Annotated in this window: 20 protein-coding genes; 16 read left to right on the top strand and 4 right to left on the bottom strand. The window is 48.7% G+C overall.

What is annotated here, in order from left to right:
- The first annotated feature begins 37 nt into the window (after positions 1 to 37).
- From yqiS to M1D59_RS13290, 7 genes are read left to right on the top strand one after another with little or no spacing between them, the layout of a single operon-like run.
- Positions 38 to 949, top strand: a complete 912-nt coding sequence (yqiS, locus tag M1D59_RS13320; RefSeq protein ID WP_023855157.1) for a phosphate butyryltransferase — start codon at positions 38 to 40, stop codon at positions 947 to 949.
- A gap of 3 nt (positions 950 to 952) precedes the next feature.
- A complete protein-coding gene (gene bcd, locus M1D59_RS13315) occupies positions 953 to 2,047 on the top strand; it encodes a branched-chain amino acid dehydrogenase (RefSeq protein ID WP_020452118.1) in 1,095 nt (364 codons plus the stop codon).
- Positions 2,048 to 2,085: 38 nt separating this feature from the next.
- On the top strand, positions 2,086 to 3,192 hold the full coding sequence (gene buk, locus M1D59_RS13310; protein WP_023855156.1) for a butyrate kinase: 1,107 nt from the start codon (positions 2,086 to 2,088) through the stop codon (positions 3,190 to 3,192).
- Positions 3,182 to 4,603, top strand: a complete 1,422-nt coding sequence (gene lpdA / locus M1D59_RS13305; RefSeq protein ID WP_020452116.1) for a dihydrolipoyl dehydrogenase — start codon at positions 3,182 to 3,184, stop codon at positions 4,601 to 4,603. The genes buk and lpdA overlap by 11 nt, the downstream gene beginning before the upstream one ends.
- A gap of 22 nt (positions 4,604 to 4,625) precedes the next feature.
- Positions 4,626 to 5,618, top strand: coding sequence for a thiamine pyrophosphate-dependent dehydrogenase E1 component subunit alpha (locus tag M1D59_RS13300; protein WP_020452115.1), 993 nt, complete (start codon positions 4,626 to 4,628; stop codon positions 5,616 to 5,618).
- A gap of 12 nt (positions 5,619 to 5,630) precedes the next feature.
- Complete coding sequence (locus M1D59_RS13295; RefSeq protein WP_020452114.1) at positions 5,631 to 6,614, top strand: alpha-ketoacid dehydrogenase subunit beta; 984 nt, start codon at positions 5,631 to 5,633, stop codon at positions 6,612 to 6,614.
- A gap of 23 nt (positions 6,615 to 6,637) precedes the next feature.
- On the top strand, positions 6,638 to 7,918 hold the full coding sequence (locus M1D59_RS13290) for a dihydrolipoamide acetyltransferase family protein (protein WP_025811177.1): 1,281 nt from the start codon (positions 6,638 to 6,640) through the stop codon (positions 7,916 to 7,918).
- Between the two features lie 25 nt (positions 7,919 to 7,943).
- On the opposite strand, the gene M1D59_RS13285 is transcribed toward M1D59_RS13290, so the two are convergent.
- Positions 7,944 to 8,846, bottom strand: a complete 903-nt coding sequence (locus M1D59_RS13285) for a YegS/Rv2252/BmrU family lipid kinase (protein WP_020452112.1) — start codon at positions 8,844 to 8,846, stop codon at positions 7,944 to 7,946.
- Between the two features lie 184 nt (positions 8,847 to 9,030).
- Here M1D59_RS13285 and M1D59_RS13280 point away from each other — a divergent pair, with 184 nt between their 5' ends.
- The 5 genes from M1D59_RS13280 to M1D59_RS13260 all read left to right on the top strand — a co-directional run bounded on the left by M1D59_RS13280 (position 9,031) and on the right by M1D59_RS13260 (position 12,960).
- On the top strand, positions 9,031 to 9,468 hold the full coding sequence (locus M1D59_RS13280; RefSeq protein ID WP_023855153.1) for a BrxA/BrxB family bacilliredoxin: 438 nt from the start codon (positions 9,031 to 9,033) through the stop codon (positions 9,466 to 9,468).
- 228 nt (positions 9,469 to 9,696) lie between these two features.
- The gene (locus M1D59_RS13275; RefSeq protein ID WP_023855152.1) at positions 9,697 to 10,464 is read left to right on the top strand and encodes a transporter substrate-binding domain-containing protein; all 768 of its coding nucleotides are present in this window, start codon (positions 9,697 to 9,699) and stop codon (positions 10,462 to 10,464) included.
- A gap of 86 nt (positions 10,465 to 10,550) precedes the next feature.
- On the top strand, positions 10,551 to 11,213 hold the full coding sequence (locus M1D59_RS13270; protein WP_020452110.1) for an amino acid ABC transporter permease: 663 nt from the start codon (positions 10,551 to 10,553) through the stop codon (positions 11,211 to 11,213).
- Positions 11,206 to 11,928, top strand: a complete 723-nt coding sequence (locus tag M1D59_RS13265) for an amino acid ABC transporter ATP-binding protein (protein WP_026579330.1) — start codon at positions 11,206 to 11,208, stop codon at positions 11,926 to 11,928. The genes M1D59_RS13270 and M1D59_RS13265 overlap by 8 nt, the downstream gene beginning before the upstream one ends.
- Before the next feature lie 72 nt (positions 11,929 to 12,000).
- Positions 12,001 to 12,960 carry an aromatic acid exporter family protein gene (locus M1D59_RS13260; protein ID WP_020452108.1) on the top strand — a complete coding sequence of 320 codons (960 nt, stop codon included), beginning with the start codon at positions 12,001 to 12,003 and terminating at the stop codon, positions 12,958 to 12,960.
- A gap of 141 nt (positions 12,961 to 13,101) precedes the next feature.
- Here M1D59_RS13260 and prli42 read toward each other — a convergent pair whose 3' ends face one another.
- Entirely contained in the window at positions 13,102 to 13,203 is a 102-nt protein-coding gene (gene prli42 / locus M1D59_RS13255; protein WP_230368212.1) for a stressosome-associated protein Prli42, read from the bottom strand.
- 90 nt (positions 13,204 to 13,293) lie between these two features.
- Here prli42 and M1D59_RS13250 point away from each other — a divergent pair, with 90 nt between their 5' ends.
- Both M1D59_RS13250 and M1D59_RS13245 read left to right on the top strand, forming a co-directional pair.
- Complete coding sequence (locus M1D59_RS13250) at positions 13,294 to 14,823, top strand: acyl-CoA carboxylase subunit beta (RefSeq protein WP_103749516.1); 1,530 nt, start codon at positions 13,294 to 13,296, stop codon at positions 14,821 to 14,823.
- A gap of 19 nt (positions 14,824 to 14,842) precedes the next feature.
- Positions 14,843 to 15,961 (top strand): tripeptidase T, encoded by a 1,119-nt coding sequence (locus tag M1D59_RS13245; RefSeq protein ID WP_023855148.1) that lies wholly within the window; start codon positions 14,843 to 14,845, stop codon positions 15,959 to 15,961.
- 134 nt (positions 15,962 to 16,095) lie between these two features.
- Here the strand turns inward: M1D59_RS13245 and M1D59_RS13240 are convergent, their stop codons facing one another.
- Both M1D59_RS13240 and M1D59_RS13235 read right to left on the bottom strand, forming a co-directional pair.
- Positions 16,096 to 16,881: a membrane protein insertase YidC gene (locus M1D59_RS13240; protein ID WP_229078641.1), complete on the bottom strand. Its 786-nt coding sequence runs from the start codon at positions 16,879 to 16,881 to the stop codon at positions 16,096 to 16,098.
- 90 nt (positions 16,882 to 16,971) lie between these two features.
- Positions 16,972 to 17,259 (bottom strand): hypothetical protein, encoded by a 288-nt coding sequence (locus M1D59_RS13235; protein WP_020452104.1) that lies wholly within the window; start codon positions 17,257 to 17,259, stop codon positions 16,972 to 16,974.
- Positions 17,260 to 17,339: 80 nt separating this feature from the next.
- Here M1D59_RS13235 and M1D59_RS13230 point away from each other — a divergent pair, with 80 nt between their 5' ends.
- Both M1D59_RS13230 and gndA read left to right on the top strand, forming a co-directional pair.
- A complete protein-coding gene (locus M1D59_RS13230; RefSeq protein WP_020452103.1) occupies positions 17,340 to 18,596 on the top strand; it encodes a DNA polymerase IV in 1,257 nt (418 codons plus the stop codon).
- A gap of 86 nt (positions 18,597 to 18,682) precedes the next feature.
- Positions 18,683 to 20,092, top strand: coding sequence for an NADP-dependent phosphogluconate dehydrogenase (gene gndA / locus M1D59_RS13225; RefSeq protein ID WP_020452102.1), 1,410 nt, complete (start codon positions 18,683 to 18,685; stop codon positions 20,090 to 20,092).
- The last annotated feature ends 46 nt before the right edge of the window (positions 20,093 to 20,138 follow it).

Here is a 20,138-nt window from a genome sequence, read left to right as displayed (position 1 = left end):
TATAGTGGGCGGATGTTTGCTAAGAAAGGTGGGTACTATGAAGCTGAAACAATTATTGCAAAAAGCGGCGGAGCTAGACAATAAAACGGTCGCCGTCGCACATGCAGAAGATGACGAAGTGCTGCAAGCAGTCAAACTTGCGGTCGACAAACAATTTGCCCGGTTCTTGTTGATTGGGCACAGAGAAAAGATCAGGCATATGATGACAGAACAGAACATTTCAAAACGGCACGTGGATATCATTCATTCGGAATCGCCGGCGGATTCGGCGAGAATTGCCGTTCAAGCTGTCAAAAGCGGAAATGCTGATGTTCTCATGAAGGGGAATGTCCCGACAGCCGTGCTATTAAAAGCCGTTTTGAATAAAGAGTACGGGCTCCGTTCCTCGCATGTGCTGTCACATGTAGCAGCTTTTGAAGTCAGCGGGTTTGAGAGGCTGATTTATGTAACAGATGCGGCAATGAATATCAGCCCCAAGCTTGATGAGCTGAAACAAATTTTAGAAAACGCAGTCGGCGTGGCGAGAGCGGTCGGCGTGCAAATGCCGAAAGCCGCTTGCCTCGCCGCGGTGGAAACGGTGAATCCCGCAATGGAAGCGACATTAAATGCAGCTGCCTTGACGCAGATGAATCATCGGGGCCAAATCAAAAATTGCATCGTTGACGGGCCTCTTGCGTTGGATAACGCGATCTCACCGCTTGCCGCCCGGCATAAAAACATTTCCGGAATCGTTGCGGGCGAGGCTGACATCCTGCTTGTTCCTTCAATTGAAACAGGCAATGTCCTTTACAAATCATTGATTCATTTTGCGGGTGCGAAAGTGGGAGCCATTTTGGCAGGGGCAAAAGCGCCCATCGCCTTGACAAGCAGGGCCGATTCCGCAGAAAACAAGCTGTATTCGATTGCTTTGGCGCTGTGTACGTCTGAAGCACGACAAGAGGAGGAATAAAAAATGGAACTATTTCGATATATGGAACAGTATGACTATGAGCAATTGGTATTTTGCCAAGATAAACAGTCCGGATTAAAAGCGATCATCGCGATTCATGATACGACGCTCGGGCCGGCTCTCGGCGGCACGAGAATGTGGACATATGAAAGTGAAGAAGCCGCAATTGAAGATGCGCTGCGCCTTGCGCGGGGAATGACCTATAAAAACGCGGCGGCCGGACTGAACCTCGGAGGAGGCAAAACCGTTATTATCGGCGATCCGCGCAAAGATAAAAACGAAGAAATGTTCCGCGCTTTCGGCCGTTACATTCAAGGGCTGAACGGCAGATACATCACCGCGGAAGACGTCGGTACAACCGTTGAAGATATGGACATCATTCATGACGAAACTGATTTTGTTACAGGCATTTCGCCTGCTTTCGGTTCATCTGGCAATCCTTCCCCGGTAACGGCTTACGGGGTATATAAAGGGATGAAGGCTGCGGCAAAAGAGGCCTTCGGGACAGATTCGCTTGAAGGAAAAACCGTTGCTGTCCAAGGGGTCGGAAACGTGGCATACAATCTGTGCCGTCATCTCCACGAAGAAGGCGCGAAACTGATCGTGACCGACATCAATAAAGAAGCGGTCGAACGCGCAGTCGCCGAATTCGGCGCCCGTGCCGTCGATCCGGATGATATTTATTCACAGGAGTGCGATATATATGCACCGTGTGCTCTGGGAGCGACAATCAACGATGATACGATTCCGCAGCTGAAAGCCAAAGTGATTGCCGGGGCAGCCAACAATCAGCTGAAAGAAACGCGCCACGGGGATCAAATCCACGACATGGGTATCGTTTATGCCCCTGACTATGTCATCAATGCCGGCGGCGTCATCAATGTCGCTGACGAGCTTTACGGCTATAATTCAGAGCGCGCGCTGAAAAAAGTCGAAGGCATCTACGGAAATATTGAACGCGTCCTTGAAATTTCAAAACGCGACCGCATTCCGACATACTTGGCCGCAGACCGCCTGGCGGAAGAGCGTATTGAGCGCATGCGCCAATCGAGAAGTCAATTTTTGCAAAACGGCCATCACATTTTAAGCAGGCGTTAAGATCATAACCCCTATTCGCTATTGGAGGTTTTATATCAATGCAGGTACAGGAAAAACGTATTCTCGTCATCAATCCGGGATCAACATCTACAAAGATCGGCGTTTTTCATGATGACCGTTCGATTTTCGAAAAATCAATCCGTCATGACGAGGCTGAGTTACAGCAATACCAAACCATTATTGATCAATATTCGTTCAGAAAACAGGCGATACTCGAAACCCTGCATGAACAGGGAATCAATATTTCTAAATTGGATGCCGTTTGCGCCCGGGGAGGGCTGCTCAGACCGATTGAAGGCGGCACTTACGAAGTCAACGATGCGATGATCACCGATTTGAAGAACGGATATGCGGGGCAGCATGCATCAAATCTCGGGGGTATCATCGCCAGGGAGATTGCCGACGGATTAAATATTCCCGCTTTTATCGTCGACCCCGTTGTTGTGGATGAAATGGCCCCTATCGCAAAAATTTCCGGCACGCCGGCCATTGAAAGGCGCAGTATTTTTCACGCGCTCAACCAAAAAGCTGTCGCGAGGAAAGCGGCCTGGCAGTTTGGAAAGCGGTATGAAGATATGAAAATGATCATCACCCACATGGGAGGCGGCATTACGACCGGCGTTCATTGCCACGGTCGGGTGATCGATGTCAACAACGGCCTCCACGGAGAAGGTCCGCTCAGTCCGGAGCGGGCCGGAACCATTCCTGCGGGTGATCTGATCGAAATGGCCTTCTCCGGCAAGTATACGAAAGGCGAGCTGATGAAAATGCTAGTCGGCGGCGGAGGCCTCGCCGGCTATCTCGGCACGACGGATGCGGTTAAAGTTGAGAAAATGATCAAGGAAGGCGATCAAAAGGCTGCGCTCATCTATGAAGCGATGGCTTATCAAATCGCCAAAGAAATCGGGGCGGCCAGCGCCGTCTTAAAAGGCGAAGTCGATGTCATTATTTTGACAGGCGGACTGGCGTACGGAAAATCGTTTGTTACCTCGATCAGACAATACATAGACTGGATTTCGGATGTCGTCGTCTTTCCGGGAGAAAATGAGCTTCAAGCATTGGCTGAAGGTGCATTTCGCGTATTGAACGGCGAAGAAGAGGCGAAACAGTATCCGAACCAGAGGAGGGAAAGTCATGGCAACTGAATACGATCTCGTGATTCTTGGAGGGGGCACAGGCGGCTATGTGGCTGCCATCAGAGCTTCGCAGCTGGGGCTGAAAACAGCCGTCGTTGAAAAGCGGAAACTCGGCGGCACGTGCCTTCATAAAGGCTGCATCCCGTCGAAAGCGCTCCTAAGAAGCGCGGAAGTTTACAGGACAGCAAAAAAGGCGGACGAATTCGGAGTGGTCATTTCTGAAGTCGGCCTGCGGTTTTCTCAAGTTCAAAGCAGAAAACAAAAAATAATTGACCAGCTGCACAACGGTGTCAAACACTTGATGAAAAAAGGAAAGATTGATGTTTACGAAGGAATCGGACGGATTCTCGGGCCGTCGATTTTTTCCCCGATGCCGGGGACGGTTTCCGTTGAGATGGCAAACGGGGATGAGAATGAGATGCTCATACCGAAAAACGTCATCATCGCCACAGGCTCAAGGCCCAGGTCGCTGCCGGGGCTTGAGCTTGACGGGGAAAACGTGCTGTCATCCGACGAAGCGCTTGAACTTGAGCAGCTTCCGGCTTCCATGCTGATTGTCGGAGGAGGTGTCATCGGAATCGAGTGGGCTTCCATGCTGTGCGATTTCGGTGTTGACGTGACCGTCATTGAGTATGCAGACCGGATTTTGCCGACTGAAGATGCCGATATTTCTAAAGAAATGCAGACGCAGCTGGCGAAAAAAGGCATCACCATCATCACGGGAGCGAAAGTGCTGCCCGACACATTGGCGAAAGGCGATACGGTCAGCATTCAAGCGGAAAAAGACGGAGAAAAACAGACCTATTCCGCTGAGAAAATGCTCGTATCTGTCGGAAGGCAGGCAAATGTTGAAGGGATCGGTCTGGAAAACACAGATATCCAAGTGGAAAACGGCTTTATCGCGACAAACAGCATGTACCAGACAAAAGAATCCCACATCTATGCGATCGGAGATGTGATCGGCGGCCTTCAGCTTGCACATGCTGCTTCCCATGAAGGGATTACGGCTGTTGAGCACATTGCTGGCGAGAATCCGCACGACATCGACTATTCGCTTGTCTCAAAATGCATCTATTCAAGTCCTGAAGCCGCATCGGTCGGCTTGACAGAGGATGAGGCGAAGGCACAGGGCAAAAGCGTCAAAGTAGGCAAATTTCCGTTTCAGGCGATTGGCAAAGCGCTCGTGTACGGTGAGACGGACGGCTTTGTCAAAATCGTCGCCGATCGCGAATCAGATGATATTTTGGGCGTTCACATGATCGGCCCGCATGTGACAGACATGATATCTGAAGCCGGTCTGGCAAAGGTGCTTGACGCCACCCCGTGGGAAGTCGGACAAACGATCCATCCGCATCCGACGCTGTCGGAGGCGATCGGAGAAGCCGCCCTTGCCGTAGATGGAAAGGCGATTCATTTTTAGAAAGCATGAAGGAGTGAAAAAAATGGGCAATAACCGTCATGAAGCAGTTGGATTAACAGATGAACAAGCAATCGACATGTACAAAACCATGCTTTTAGCCAGAAAACTTGATGAGCGGATGTGGCTCTTAAACCGTTCAGGCAAAATTCCTTTTGTCATCTCTTGTCAAGGACAGGAAGCCGCCCAGGTCGGAGCGGCATTTGCATTAGACCGTGAGAACGATTATGTGCTTCCATATTACAGAGATATGGGCGTTGTCCTTGCTTTTGGCATGACGGCAAAAGATTTAATGCTGTCGGCGTTTGCAAAAGCCGAGGATCCGAATTCGGGAGGAAAGCAGATGCCGAGCCACTTCGGTCAAAAGAAAAACCGGATCGTCACGGGCTCTTCGCCAGTGACAACGCAAGTTCCGCACGCGGTGGGTGTAGCGCTTGCCGGAAGGCTTGAAAAGAAAGACATCGCGACTTTTGTGACGTTCGGTGAAGGCTCTTCAAACCAGGGGGACTTCCATGAAGGGGCGAACTTTGCCGCCGTTCATAAGCTTCCCGTCATTTTCATGTGTGAAAACAATAAATACGCCATTTCGGTTCCTTACGAAAAGCAGGTGGCTTGTGAAAACATTTCCGACCGTGCCGTCGGTTACGGCATGCCCGGCGTGACTGTTGACGGAAATGATCCGCTTGAAGTCTACAAAGCGGTTAAAGAAGCAAGGGAACGTGCCGGAAGAGGCGAAGGTCCGACATTAATCGAAACGATATCATACCGGCTGACCCCGCACTCCAGCGATGATGATGATCGAAGCTACAGAGAGCGCGAAGAGGTGGCGGAGGCGAAGAAAAATGATCCGCTTAACAAATTCGCGCATTACTTAAAAGAAACAGGCCTTCTGGACGACCAGTCTGAGAAGCAAATGTCGGATGAGATCACAACCATCGTCAATGAAGCAACAGATTATGCTGAACATGCACCTTATGCAGATCCGGAAGATGCGCTGCGGCATGTTTATGCGGAGTAAGGGGGAAGAACAATGCCAGTTATGTCATATATAGATGCTGTCACTTTGGCTTTGAAAGAAGAAATGGAAAAGGATTCCCGCGTCTTTGTTTTAGGGGAGGATGTCGGCAAAAAAGGCGGTGTGTTCAAGGCAACAGCCGGTCTTTACGACCAGTTCGGCGAAGAGCGGGTGATGGACACGCCTTTGGCGGAATCCGCAATTGCCGGCGTCGGAATCGGGGCTGCCATGTACGGGATGAGACCGGTCGCCGAAATGCAGTTTGCAGATTTTATCATGCCGGCTGTCAACCAGATTATTTCAGAAGCGGCAAAAATCCGCTACCGCTCCAACAATGACTGGAATTGTCCGATCGTCATCCGCGCACCTTACGGCGGAGGCGTGCACGGCGCGCTGTACCATTCTCAGTCAGTTGAATCCGTATTTGCCAACCAGCCCGGGCTGAAAATCGTCATGCCTTCGACACCTTATGATGTCAAAGGGCTTTTGAAAGCGGCCATCCGCGATGACGACCCTGTCCTGTTCTTCGAGCATAAACGTGCGTACCGGCTGATCAAGGGCGAAGTGCCGAGTGACGACTATGTGCTGCCGATCGGAAAGGCGGATGTGAAGCGGGAAGGCGAAGACATTACCGTCATCACATACGGATTGTGCGTCCATTTCGCCCTTCAGGCTGCTGAGCGGCTTGCCAAAGACGGGATTTCCGCACATATCCTTGATTTAAGAACAGTATATCCGCTCGATCAGGAAGCGATTATTGAAGCGGCTTCCAAAACGGGCAAAGTGCTTCTGATGACCGAGGATACGAAGGAAGGCAGCATTATGAGTGAAGTAGCCGCGATCATTTCAGAGCATTGCCTGTTCGATTTGGATGCGCCGATTAAGCGGTTGGCGGGCCCTGACGTCCCGGCAATGCCGTATGCTCCTACAATGGAAAAATTCTTTATGGTCAATCCGGATAAAGCAGAAGCAGCAATGAGAGAATTGGCCGAGTTTTAATATAGCGAAGGAGGACATATCGTATGGCAGTGGAACAAATGACAATGCCGCAGCTCGGAGAGAGCGTGACGGAGGGAACCATCAGCAAATGGCTTGTCAGCGTCGGAGATCACGTCAACAAATACGATCCGATTGCTGAAGTGATGACGGATAAGGTCAATGCTGAAGTCCCTTCATCGTTCACGGGAACGATTACCGAGCTTGTCGGGAAAGAAGGCGAAACTCTGCAAGTCGGAGACGTCATCTGCAAAGTCGAAACAAACGAAGAAGCGAAACCGGAGGCTGAGGCTGTTTCCAATCTGGATCAAGCGGAAGCGGAGCCGGCCAAACCGGAGGAAAAAGATACATCTCAGAAAAAACGTTATTCCCCGGCGGTGCTGAGACTTGCCGGTGAGCACAACATTGATTTGGAGCAGGTGGAAGGTACCGGTGCCGGCGGACGGATCACCAGAAAAGACATCCAGCGCATCATTGCTTCCGGAGCTGCTCCTCAAGCTGATGCGGCGCCGGAAAAACAGCCGGATACAAATGCCGCGGGAGCGAGTGAACCCGTCCAAAAGCCGGCGCAAGCCGCCCCTCAAGCTGCACCGCCTCAAAGTGCGGCTGGAGACGTCGAGATTCCTGTGACCGGAATCCGTCATGCGATTGCGACCAATATGGTCAGAAGCAAGCATGAAATCCCTCATGCCTGGACGATGATGGAAGTGGATGTCACAAGTCTTGTGAGCTACCGCAACAAAATAAAGGACGAATTTAAGAAGAAAGAGGGCTTCAGCCTGACCTTTTTCGCGTTCTTTGTCAAAGCGGTCGCACAGGCGCTGAAGGAATTCCCGCAAATGAACAGCATGTGGGCCGGAGATAAAATCATTCAGAAAAAAGACATCAACATCTCAATTGCAGTAGCGACTGACGATGCGCTGTACGTTCCTGTCATCAAGCATGCCGATGAAAAAACGATTAAAGGCATCGCGAGAGAAATCTCCGAACTGGCTCATAAGGTCAGAAGCGGCAAGCTGACGAGCGGGGATATGAGCGGAGGTACGTTCACGGTCAACAATACCGGTTCGTTCGGGTCGGTTCAGTCAATGGGGATCATCAACCATCCGCAGGCGGCCATCCTGCAGGTTGAATCGATCGTCAAGCGTCCTGTCGTCATGGAGCATGGCATGATCGCGGTCAGAGATATGGTGAACCTGTGCTTATCCCTAGACCACAGAGTGCTTGACGGCCTCGTTTGCGGCAGATTCCTTGCCCGTGTGAAAGAGATTTTGGAACAAATCGATGATCATACTTCCATTTATTAAAAAAGAAGAGCTGGCCCGTTAAGGGTCAGCTCTTTTCTTTTTCTAAGGGGGCGAGCATGCGGAGATGTCCGTTTAGCACCTCGATTGAAGCCGGCGTTTTTGTGCAGATTTCGCCGTCTGTATCGGCTTCCATTGGGAGGGCGGTTTCAACTTCAACGGTTTGCCCCTGATAATAGGAGAGCTCGCCTGCAAAGGAATCCCATTCGGGATCATCCATTGCAAAAAGTTCTTTCAATGCAGCCAAATTCGTATTCCGGCAGACGAGGATGTCCGCTTTTCCGTCGTTAATGCTCAGCTGCGGAAGGGGGATCTTGTTTGTTCCGATAAATGGTCCGTTCAGCACGACCACCATGACCGCTTCGTCAGTAAACTCTTCTCCGTCGATCGACAGGCGGAAAGAGAAAGGCTCAAGATTGGAGATGGTCCGCAGTGCGCTTGTAAAATAACTGATTCTCCCGAGCAGCGCTTTTTCCGTTTGATTGATATGGGTGGAAGCTTCCGTAATCAATCCGATGCCCCAGAAGTTGAGACAATAATGATCATTTGCTTTTAACACATCGACCGGGACAGGTTTTCCATTGACGAGCGCTTCCGCCGCTTTTTCAATGTTCTGGGGAATGCGGAGCGCCCTCGAAAAGTCGTTGCATGTGCCGCCCGGGAGAATGCCGATATCTGGCTTCGTTTGAAGCTGGCTGATGCCGTTAATGCATTCGTGCACCGTTCCGTCACCGCCTAATATAAACAATTGCCCGATATCCTCCCCGATCTTTCGGCAAAATTCGAATGCATCACGTTTCTTTCTCGTCGGTTTTACGATGAGTTCGTCTATAGCCTGTGAAAGAACAGGTACGGCAGCACCCAGTGTTTTTTCAACATTTTTTTGTCCTGCATTTCCGTTGTAAATCAGCATTGCTTTCTTTCGGTTCATAAAGGTGCTCCTTTATTTGATAGAGTCTTTACTTATTTTTCCCCGGGCTGCCCGTGCCATAAACCTGAAGGAACACGAATCGCCTGATTTGCGGTTCGGACGGTTTCAAAGTATCATTAGAACAGATGAGCAAACAGCGCCTTTAGCATCATGCTAAAGGCGGCTAAAAAGGAGAGATCTTAAAGTGAACATGGATTTTAATCTGTTTATGAATGATGTCGTGCGCCAAGCCAGACAGGAAATAACGGCTGCCGGCTACACCGAATTGAAAACGCCTGAAGAGGTCGATGAAGCGCTCACGAAAAAAGGGACTACGCTTGTGATGGTCAACTCCGTCTGCGGCTGTGCAGGGGGAATTGCAAGGCCAGCCGCACATCATGCGGTTCATTACGATAAGCGCCCGGATCATCTCGTCACCGTTTTTGCCGGACAAGACAAAGAAGCGACGGCTCGAGCAAGGGGATATTTTGAAGGATATCCGCCTTCTTCTCCGTCATTCGCCCTTTTAAAAGACGGCAAGATTTTAAAAATGGTCGAACGCCATGAAATTGAAGGCTATGAGCCGATGGCTGTCATCACTAAGCTTCAAGGATTGTTTGAAGAATACTGTGAAGAAGTATAAGGTAAAGGAAATACCGCCTGCCAAAACAGTGGCAGGCTTTTTTTGTGTATAAAAATTCTTTTTATATGCAATCAGAAAGATAAAAACACAGGCTTTCAATTGGTATTTAAATGCTTGTTTGAAGGTTTTTCAGTTATTTTTCAAAATGGTATTGCATCTGGCCTAGAAAATGTTTAAAATACATATCAACGAATAAATATTCAAAAAAGGTTCAGGGGGATACACAACATGAAAAAATGGATGTTACTGGTAGTGGCAGCATGTGTCACATTTGCATTGACTGCATGCGGGACGAGCAGCAGTTCTGCTGATAAAAAAACATTGGTGATGGGAACTTCAGCCGATTACCCGCCTTTTGAATCGAAAGACGGAGATAAGATTGTCGGTTTTGATGTTGATCTGGCCAATGCACTGGCTAAAAAAACGGGCCATGAAATCGAAGTGAAAGACATGGACTTCAACGGCCTGGTGACCGCTCTTAAAACAAACAAAGTCGACATCGTGCTTTCAGGAATGACGCCGACGCCTAAACGCAAAAAACAGGTCGATTTTTCAAACGTCTATTATACGGCTCACAACATGATCGTTACAAAAAAATCAAGCGGCATCAAATCGCTTGACGATTTGAAAGGAAAAACGGTCGGCGTGCAGCTTGGCTCCATTCAGGAAGAAAAAGCGAAGGAGCTTACGCCGGATTATAATTTAAAAGTTGAAAACCGCAACCGCATTTCGGATTTAACCGAAGAAATCAAAGCGGGCCGCTTTGACGCAGCAATCATAGAGGATATCGTTGCCGAAAAATATATTAATAAAAATGAAGAACTGGTTGGCTACAATCTGCCGAAAGAACCGGATGAAAAAGCCGGCTCCGCGATCGCCTTCAAAAAGGGAAGCGATTTGACCGAGAAGTTCAACAAAGCGCTTGAAGAAATGGAGAAAAGCGGAGAACTTGAAAAGCTGAAAGAAAAATGGTTCGGCGGAGAAACGAAAAAGTAAGCGTGAAAAGTTCAACTTTTTGTTGAACTTTTTTTTCTAAAGCGATGTGCGCCTCTTTGATGATGAGGCGGGAGAGGGAGAGTCACATGAATTTTCTTGATTTTTCTAGTACAATACCCGAGATGCCTTTCATTTTGGAAGGCTTGGGCGTCACCTTAAAAGTGGTCGCGGCTGCGGCCGTGCTTGGATTTTTGCTGGGGGTTTTGATTACGCTTTTAAAAATCAGTTCGATCAAGCCCCTCGCATGGATTGCCGATTTTTACACTTCCATATTCCGGGGGACACCGCTTGTTCTGCAGCTGATGATCGTCTATTACGGGCTGCCTCAGGTGCTGGGCTTCGATATTGATGCTTACTGGGCGGCCGTCATCGCATTCGGCTTAAATTCCGCCGCTTATGTGTCAGAAATCATCAGAGCCGGAATCAATGCGATCGACAAAGGGCAAAAAGAAGCGGCGATGGCGCTGGGCGTCCCGTATGCAAAGATGATGAAGGATCTCTTGCTGCCGCAGGCCTTTAAAAATATCATGCCAGCGCTGATCAACGAATCGATTACACTGACAAAGGAATCGGCTGTTGTCACCGTCATCGGACTCGGCGATATTATGAGACGAAGCTATCAGGCGGGAGCGGCGATCTACAGCCCGCTTGAGCCGATGCTGTTTGCGGGTCTCATCTACTATGTGCTCGTTTTGATCCTGACGTTTGTCGGCAAAGCGATTGAAAGGAAGCTGAATGTCAATGATTAATGTTCGCAATCTCTCAAAATCTTTCGGAAAGCACGAGGTGCTTAAACATATTTCCGTTTCCTTTGAAAAAGGCGAAGTAGCCGCTGTCATCGGTCCGTCAGGCTCAGGCAAGTCCACGTTTCTGCGTTGCTTAAACATGCTCGAAAAGCCGACGGAGGGCAGCATTTTCATTCAGGATCAAGAGATTACAAGCCCGAAAACAAATGTGCTGAAAATCAGAGAGAACATCGGCATGGTCTTTCAGCATTTTCATTTGTTTCCGCATAAAACGGTTCTTGAAAATATTACGTATGCACCTGTCCATGTCAAAAAAGAAAGCAAACAGGCAGCAGCGAAAAAAGCGGAAGAACTGCTTGAGAAAGTGGGGCTTATCGATAAAAAAGATGATTATCCGAACCGTTTATCAGGGGGGCAAAAGCAGCGCGTTGCGATTGCGAGGGCGCTGGCGATGAATCCGGACATCATGCTGTTTGACGAGCCGACATCGGCCCTTGATCCTGAGATGGTCAAAGAAGTGCTTCAGGTGATGCAGGATTTGGCGAAAACCGGGATGACGATGGTGATCGTGACGCACGAAATGGGCTTTGCCAAAGAAGTCGCCGACAGGGTGCTTTTCATGGATGAAGGAACCATTGTCGAAGACGATGATCCTAAAGCGTTTTTTTCTTCTCCAAAATCGAAAAGAGCTCAAGACTTTTTAGAGAAAATACTATAAAATAAGCTGAAGAAGATGCTGATCTTCTTCTTTTTTATTCACTAAGACTAGCAGAAAAGATTGGGGTTAACGATGTTTAAAATAGGTTATCGCACATTAAAAACAGCGCTTGGCACAGCATTGGCCATCTATATCGCACAGCTGCTCGGCCTTCATAATTTTGTGTCGACAGGGATCATCACGATCCTCTGTATTCAAGTGACGAAAAAGCGGTCCCTTCAGGCATCATGGGCCCGGTTTGCGGCATGCATTCTTGCGATCGTTTTTTCATACGCGTTTTTTGAACTGATCGGCTATCATCCGGCTGTCATCGGTCTGATGCTGCTGTTCTTTATTCCGACAACCGTTCTTCTGAAAATAAAAGAAGGAATCGTTACAAGTTCGGTCATCATTCTTCATCTTTATATGTCAGAAGGGATCACCCTTTCTCTCATTTGGAATGAATGCCTCATCATCATTACGGGAATCGGCGTTGCCCTGCTGATGAATTTGTACATGCCGAGCCTCGATAAAGAGCTCAAACAGTATCAGCAGAAAATCGAAGATAACTTTGCCAAGATTTTTGAAGAAATCGAACGCTATTTGCTGACCGGGGAACAGGACTGGACGGGAAAAGAGATTCCTGAGACGCACCGTTTGATCAATGAAGCGAAGACCCTGGCATACCGTGATGTGGAAAATCACTTTCTCAGGCACGAAAATCTCTATTATCACTACTTTAAAATGAGAGAAAAGCAGTTTGAAATTATCGAAAGGGTCCTGCCGAAAATCACGTCGATTTCGATGACGGTTGAACAGGGGCATATGATCGCAGCGTTTCTTCATGATTTAAGAGGAGCCATCCATCCCGGCAATACGGCTCATAAGTTTTTGAAGCGGCTCGTGAAAATGAGAGAGGAAATTGATGAGATGGAGCTGCCGACGACACGCGAAGAATTTGAAGCGCGCGCTGCTCTTTTCAATTTTCTCGGCGAAATGGAACAGTATCTTGTGATTAAGAGCTACTTTAAAGGAATTAAATCTCCTGCATAACCGCATGAGTTTCTCCTTCATTGGTCAATCTAATGGAACAGGGGGAAACCCGTGCGGTTTTTTCTATTCCTGCGGAAGTCCGGGCTTGAAGAAAAGCAGGCGTTTCTCCGCAAAAAGAGCCGCCTGCTTTCATGATTTGTATTAAAAAATCATGCTGAGTCCGGTAAGCAGAGTCGTCAGCACCATGACGCCGATCATTAAAATAACCATGAACTTGATGAATTTTCGAGACAAGCTTTTCACCTCTGTTTTTTAATCTCCCATTATTTTATACTGCTTTTTTTCATCGGACAAGTTTCGTGTAAGAATCAAATAGAGAAGGGGCAGAACACGATGAATATGTTTGAAAGAGTCGACGATTTAAACAACAGCCGTCAACAAGCTTTGCTTGGGGGCGGGCAGGAACGGATCGACAGGCAGAAGCAAAAAGGCAAGCTCACCGCCAGAGAGAGAATCGATCTTCTGCTTGATGAGGGAACGTTCACTGAGCTGAATGCTTTTGCCAGAAGCCGGCAGTCCGGCGGCCCGTTAGGCGACGGGGTTGTCACGGGATTCGGAAAAATCGACGGGCGGCCCGTTTATCTGTTTTCCCAGGATTTTACCGTCACCGGCGGAGCGCTCGGAGAAATGCACGCCAAAAAAATAGCGGCCGTCATGGATCTTGCCCTCAAAAATAAGGCCCCTTTCATCGGTCTGAACGACTCAGGTGGTGCGAGAATTCAAGAGGGTGTGCTATCATTAGATGGATACGGTCATATTTTTTACCGAAATGTCCTTTGCTCAGGCATCATTCCGCAAATCTCTGTCATTCTCGGCCCTTGTGCGGGCGGCGCGGTTTATTCTCCAGCTTTGACCGACTTCGTTTTCATGAACGAAAAAACCGGACAGATGTTCATTACCGGTCCGAAAGTCATCAAAACGGCGACAGGCGAAGCTGTCAGCTCCGGAGAATTGGGGGGCGCCTATATACATAATTCAATCAGCGGGAATGCCCATTTTTCCGGGGATTCCGATGAGGCCGTCCTCAGTGAGGTGCGCAAGCTCTTGTCCTACATCCCCCAGAATCACGAAGAAAAGCCCCCGGCTAAGGCAAGAAAGGCGAAAGACGATGAGGTAAGGCCTGATTTAATGACGATTCTGCCTGAAGACGGTCAGCGGCCGTATGACATCAAACAGATCATCGCGGAAATCGCAGACAGCGGAACATTTTTTGAAGTGCAGCGCCACTTTGCCAAAAACGCGGTGATCGGTTTTGCAAGGATAGCGGGGGAAACGGCGGCGATCGTGGCCAACCAGCCGAAGTATTTAGCCGGAAGCCTCAGCATGGATGCGGCTGACAAAATCGCCCGGTTTATCCGTTTTTGCGATTCCTTTCAGATCCCGATTTTGACTTTGGTGGATTGCCCCGGCTTTCTTCCGGGAATACGCGAAGAGCACGGCGGGGTGATCAGACACGGCGCTAAAATCCTTTACGCGTATGCGGAAGCCGCCGTCTGCAAGGTGACGGTCATTTTAAGAAAAGCATACGGCGGAGCATATGTCGCTTTAAACAGCAAGGCGCTTGGAGCGGATGCCGTGTTTGCTTGGCCGAATGCAGAAATTGCAGTGATGGGCGCCTCGGAAGCTGCGGATGTGCTGTTCGCGAAGGAAATCGAACGGTCGGAAGACCCGCGGGCCGCCCGCGAGGAAAAAATCCGGAAATGCATGCACGCTTCAAGCCCTTTTGCCGCTGCAAGATACGGCATGGTCGACGATATCATCGATCCGAAAGAGACGCGGAAGAAGCTGATCCAAACGTTTGACATGCTGAAGAGCAAAAGAGAAATCCGGCCGGACAAAAAGCATGGAAATATACCGCTTTAAAAATGGAGGGGAAACTAGCATGAATGAAAAACGCCTGTTAGAAGAGTTTTTAGAACTTGTGCAAATTGATTCCGAGACAAAACATGAAGCTGATATTTGCAAGGTGCTGAAAGAAAAATTTGCTGCTCTTGGAATGGATGTCGTGGAGGATGACACCGCGCCAAAAACGGGGCACGGAGCGGGAAACCTCGTGTGCACGCTTCCTGGAACGAAAGAGGCGGACACGATTTACTTTACATCCCACATGGATACCGTCGTGCCCGGAAAAGGTGTGAAGCCGGTCATTGAAGACGGATATGTCAAAACAGACGGCACAACGATTTTGGGAGCTGACGACAAAACAGGCCTTGCAGCGATGCTCGAAGCCGTAAAAGTGCTGAAAGAAAAAAACATTCCGCACGGAACGATCCAGTTTATCATTACGGTCGGCGAAGAATCGGGGCTTGTCGGAGCGAAAGCTTTAGACCGATCGCTGATCAAAGCCGATTACGGATATGCGCTTGATTCCGACGGGAAGGTCGGCAATATTATCGTAGCAGCGCCGACACAGGCGAAAATTAGAGCAACTGTCTACGGAAAAACGGCTCATGCCGGAGTAGAGCCGGAAAAAGGAGTCTCCGCGATCACGATCGCTTCAAAAGCGATTGCCAAAATGCCGCTTGGCCGCATCGACGAGGAGACGACGGCTAATATCGGCCGCTTTGAGGGCGGAACGCAAACCAATATCGTCTGCGATCAGGTCGACATTCTCGCTGAAGCCCGTTCGCTTGTTCCGGAAAAAATGGAAAAGCAGACCGAAAAAATGAAGCAGGCGTTTGAAGCAGCCGCCGCTGAAATGGGTGGCAGAGCCGAGGTGGAAATCGAAGTCATGTACCCGGGCTTTAAATACAAAGACGGGGATCTCGTCGTTGAAATCGCCAAAAAAGCCGCCGGGAAAATCGGCCGTCCGTACGAGCTATTGACGAGCGGCGGAGGAAGCGATGCGAACGTCATCGCAGGACACGGCATTCCGACTGTCAACCTTGCAGTCGGATATGAACAAATCCATACGAAAAACGAAAAAATGCCGATTGAGGAACTTGTCAAAACTGCAGAAATGGTTGTTGCCATTATTGAGGAAGTAGCAAACCCGTCATAAAGGCGGGTTTTTACAGGGACCGTTTCAGCTCGAGCCGATGGTTTCAGCGGAAACGGTCACACTACCTGAAGTCGCGATCGAGAAGATGGAAGGGAAACGCAAAAAAGCTTGCGCCTTTAAAGGCGCAAGCTTTTTTATTTTGTAGCCGATTCAGCAGGCTGAATGGCTTTTTTGTTTTTTTGGTAAACTTGATGAAGAACGACGGATTGAATCGTCAGAAGCAGTCCGCTTGTCAGCCAGTACAGCGGCAGGGCTGCAGGGACGTTGATCGAAAAGATCGTCATCATCACAGGGAAAAAGAAGCCCATGATTTTGGCGGACTGCTGAGCCGCCGGATTTGTTTGGGCGTTCTGTGCGTTCAGCTTTTGAGACACATAGAACTGGATAAAATACATGAACCCGGCGCATAAAGATACGATAATATCCGAATGCCCGAGGTTAAACCAGAGAAAAGAGTGTGAAGCAATTTCGGGCGTCGAGCGGATCGCATAATAAAAACCGATCAGGATCGGAAACTGAATCAGCATCGGCAGGCAGCCCATCGCCAGCGGATTGATGTTATGCTTTTGGTAAAGCTGCATCATCTCCTGCTGAATTTCCCTCTGCTTCACAGGATCTTTCGTCTTTTTTAGCTTGCTTTGAATCGCATCCAGCTCAGGTTTGACAAGCGCCATTTTTTCCTGCATGGCCCGCTGTTTTTTATACTGGTTGGCAAACAGCGGAAAGACGAGAACCCGGACGATGATGGTCACAAAAATAATCGACAGTCCGTAGTTTCCGTGGAAAAATCCGGCGATTCCTTTAATCAGCTCTGAAAAAGGCCCCACGACATAGTGTTGGAAGAAGTTGTCGCTTCCTCCGGTACTGCCGGTGGCTGCCGAAGCTTGTTCACCTATAAACATGGTCATGATCAAAAACATTGCAGTCGCAAACAATTGTTTTAATTTCGTGTTCAACACGTTCTCCTCCTTCTGAATAAAAGGGCCCGTCTGCCGGACACCTTTTCCCGTTTAAATTGAAAGAAGAAGGGAACGGTGGTCTTCATCGTCGTTCGATGAAGCTTTCATGCGAATGACTTTACTTATCCATACCGTAATGCGATGATATAGGATGATAAGAAAATCGATTGCAGAAACAAACTGTATTGCATGATATTCTTCAAACCGTTTCGTTTTCCAGCTGTCGCCCGTACTGCAGTCCTTTAGGATGAGGGCGATACCGATCGCCGTCAGTGCGGGAAGGACGATTGTGAAAAACTCAAACAGTAAAAAAGCATCGTTGAAAGATTCAAGAATCATCTATTATCACTTCCGTTTCATTTAACATCTTACTATATGAATGCCGGGATGTCTAATCTGAGTACCAGGAGGGAGCCGTTTTGTCTGCTGATAAACAAAAGGGAAGAGTCATCTTTCATATCGATATGAACAGCTTTTACGCGTCTGTTGAAATGGCGTATGACCCTTCGCTGAAAGGCAGGCCGCTCGCCATCGCGGGAAATGCAAAGGAGCGGAAAGGCATCGTCGTCACGTGCAGCTACGAGGCGAGAGCACGCGGCGTAAAACCGCCTATGCCGCTTTGGGAAGCGAAGCGGCTCTGCCCCGAGCTGATCGTCAAGCCGCCGAATTTCGACCGCTACAGAAGCTCTTCAAGAGAAATGTTTCAAGTGCTCAGGGAGTATACGGACCTTGTCGAGCCTGTTTCCATTGATGAAGGGTACATGGATTTAACGGACACGCCATACAGAAATCGGGCATATGAAACGGCGAAGGAAATTCAAGAGCGCCTTCAAGAAGAACTGCTTCTTCCGTCAAGCATCGGGATCGCTCCGAATAAATTCCTGGCCAAAATGGCTTCGGATATGAAAAAACCGCTCGGCATTACGATATTGAGAAAGCGCGAAGTGCCCCGGATTCTTTGGCCCATGGACATCAGCGAGATGTACGGAGTCGGCCGGAAAACCGCTGAAAAGCTCAAGACGCTTGATATCGGCAAGATCGGCGATTTGGCTGCCGCAGATGAGTATGCTTTAAAGCGCCTCCTAGGTATCAACGGCCCCCGTTTAAAAAGGAGGGCAAACGGCATCGACACCGGAGAGGTGAATCCCGACAGGATATACGAATTCAAAAGCGTCGGCAATTCCTCGACTCTCCCGTATGACAGCACAGATGAGAAGGAATTGTGCGGCCTGATTGACAAGCTTTCCGTCTCAGTAAGCGACAGGCTGAAGCGAAAAGAGGTCATGGCAGCAAAAGTTTTCATCATGATCCGCTTTGCGGATTGGACAAACATAACCAGAAGCAAGACCCTTCTGAATCCGACCGATTCAAGAGAAGATATTGCGAAGGAAGCGAAAGCCCTTTTCAGGCAGCATTGGCACGGAAGCCCTGTCAGACTTTTAGGCGTGACGGGAACAGACCTCGTCAATCGGAAGGAAGCCGTCAAACAGCTTGATTTATTTTCGTTTCATGAGGATGCCAAAGATGAGCCGATCCAAAAAGTGATGGCCGAATTGAATGAAAAATATGGAACAGACCTCATCAAAAAAGGGATCAGGATCGTGAAAAAAGAAAGCAAGACGAGCGGAACAAGCTTTAACAAAGATTTTTTCCAGGACGAGAGACAAGATCAATAGCTTGAAAATGTAGGTCAAAGTGTGGTAATTTCAATTTAAATAAAAATTAAACTAAAATGCTAAACGCTTTAGAAGGGACGTTAGACATGGCAAAACAACAAATAGGTGTAGTTGGTTTAGCAGTAATGGGAAAAAACTTGGCTCTAAACATTGAAAGCCGCGGGTTTACGGTTTCTGTTTACAACAGATCAAGCGAGAAAACGGAAGAGTTTCTGAAAGAAGCCGAAGGCAAAAACGTTGTCGGTACATACAGCATTGAAGAGTTCGTTCAATCTCTTGAAAAACCGCGCAAAATTCTGTTGATGGTCAAAGCTGGAACACCGACAGACGCAACGATTCAATCGCTCCTGCCTCATCTTGAAAAAGGCGACATTTTGATTGACGGCGGAAATACATATTATAAAGATACGCAGAGAAGAAACAGAGAGCTGGCCGAAAGCGGCATTCACTTCATCGGCACCGGTGTTTCCGGCGGTGAGGAAGGCGCTCTGAAAGGTCCTTCTATCATGCCAGGCGGACAAAAAGAAGCCCATGAGCTTGTCAAGCCGATTCTTGAAGCCATTTCTGCAAAAGTAGACGGCGAACCGTGTACGACATACATCGGTCCAGACGGCGCCGGCCATTATGTAAAAATGGTTCATAACGGCATCGAATACGGAGACATGCAGCTGATCTCAGAATCATACTTTATTTTGAAACACATTGTCGGTCTGTCTTCAGATGAGCTTCACGAAGTCTTCTCCGAGTGGAATAAAGGAGAGCTTGACAGCTATCTGATTGAAATCACGGCTGATATTTTCACGAAAAAAGACGAGGAAACTGGCAAGCCGCTCGTTGACGTCATCCTCGATAAAGCAGGTCAAAAAGGCACAGGAAAATGGACGAGCCAAAGCGCTCTTGACCTGGGCGTGCCGCTTCCGATCATTACGGAATCCGTTTTCGCCCGCTTCATTTCTTCCATGAAAGAAGAGCGCGTCAAAGCAAGCAAGCTTCTGACAGGTCCTGAAGCGAAACCGGCCGCCGAGAACAAAGAAGAGCTGATCGAAGCGGTCAGAAAAGCACTCTTCATGAGCAAAATCTGTTCTTACGCACAGGGCTTCGCTCAAATGAAAGCCGCATCAGAAGAATACGGCTGGGATTTGAAATACGGCGATATCGCGATGATCTTCCGCGGAGGATGCATCATCCGCGCGGCGTTCCTGCAAAAAATCAAAGAAGCGTATGACCGCGATCCGGGGCTTGACAACCTGCTTCTTGATCCTTACTTCAAAAATATCGTTGAAGGCTATCAGGGCGCTCTCCGCAAAACGATTTCTCTTGCGGTTGAACAAGGAATTCCTGTACCTTGCTTCTCAAGCGCTCTCGCTTATTTTGACAGCTATCGCACTGCGACATTGCCGGCCAACCTGATTCAGGCGCAGCGCGACTACTTTGGCGCACATACGTATGAGCGTACAGATAAAGAAGGCATTTTCCACACTGAGTGGATGAAATAAGATGTAAAACCGCAAGCTGAAAAGCTTGCGGTTTTTTGATTTCGGA

The organism is Bacillus sp. PK6-026, assembly GCF_054161455.1.
The sequence above is the reverse complement of the archived record's forward strand: the minus strand, read 5'-3'. Positions and strand labels throughout refer to the sequence as shown.

What these genes read in the sequence shown, in the direction of transcription:
- yqiS (WP_023855157.1), top strand. Translation starts at nt 38, where the DNA reads ATGAAGCTGAAACAATTATTGCAAAAAGCGGCGGAGCTAGACAATAAA.
- bcd (WP_020452118.1), top strand. Translation starts at nt 953, where the DNA reads ATGGAACTATTTCGATATATGGAACAGTATGACTATGAGCAATTGGTA.
- buk (WP_023855156.1), top strand. Translation starts at nt 2,086, where the DNA reads ATGCAGGTACAGGAAAAACGTATTCTCGTCATCAATCCGGGATCAACA.
- lpdA (WP_020452116.1), top strand. Translation starts at nt 3,182, where the DNA reads ATGGCAACTGAATACGATCTCGTGATTCTTGGAGGGGGCACAGGCGGC.
- M1D59_RS13300 (WP_020452115.1), top strand. Translation starts at nt 4,626, where the DNA reads ATGGGCAATAACCGTCATGAAGCAGTTGGATTAACAGATGAACAAGCA.
- M1D59_RS13295 (WP_020452114.1), top strand. Translation starts at nt 5,631, where the DNA reads ATGCCAGTTATGTCATATATAGATGCTGTCACTTTGGCTTTGAAAGAA.
- M1D59_RS13290 (WP_025811177.1), top strand. Translation starts at nt 6,638, where the DNA reads ATGGCAGTGGAACAAATGACAATGCCGCAGCTCGGAGAGAGCGTGACG.
- M1D59_RS13285 (WP_020452112.1), bottom strand. Translation starts at nt 8,846, where the DNA reads ATGAACCGAAAGAAAGCAATGCTGATTTACAACGGAAATGCAGGACAA.
- M1D59_RS13275 (WP_023855152.1), top strand. Translation starts at nt 9,697, where the DNA reads ATGAAAAAATGGATGTTACTGGTAGTGGCAGCATGTGTCACATTTGCA.
- M1D59_RS13270 (WP_020452110.1), top strand. Translation starts at nt 10,551, where the DNA reads ATGAATTTTCTTGATTTTTCTAGTACAATACCCGAGATGCCTTTCATT.
- M1D59_RS13265 (WP_026579330.1), top strand. Translation starts at nt 11,206, where the DNA reads ATGATTAATGTTCGCAATCTCTCAAAATCTTTCGGAAAGCACGAGGTG.
- M1D59_RS13260 (WP_020452108.1), top strand. Translation starts at nt 12,001, where the DNA reads ATGTTTAAAATAGGTTATCGCACATTAAAAACAGCGCTTGGCACAGCA.
- M1D59_RS13250 (WP_103749516.1), top strand. Translation starts at nt 13,294, where the DNA reads ATGAATATGTTTGAAAGAGTCGACGATTTAAACAACAGCCGTCAACAA.
- M1D59_RS13245 (WP_023855148.1), top strand. Translation starts at nt 14,843, where the DNA reads ATGAATGAAAAACGCCTGTTAGAAGAGTTTTTAGAACTTGTGCAAATT.
- M1D59_RS13240 (WP_229078641.1), bottom strand. Translation starts at nt 16,881, where the DNA reads ATGTTTTTGATCATGACCATGTTTATAGGTGAACAAGCTTCGGCAGCC.
- M1D59_RS13235 (WP_020452104.1), bottom strand. Translation starts at nt 17,259, where the DNA reads ATGATTCTTGAATCTTTCAACGATGCTTTTTTACTGTTTGAGTTTTTC.
- gndA (WP_020452102.1), top strand. Translation starts at nt 18,683, where the DNA reads ATGGCAAAACAACAAATAGGTGTAGTTGGTTTAGCAGTAATGGGAAAA.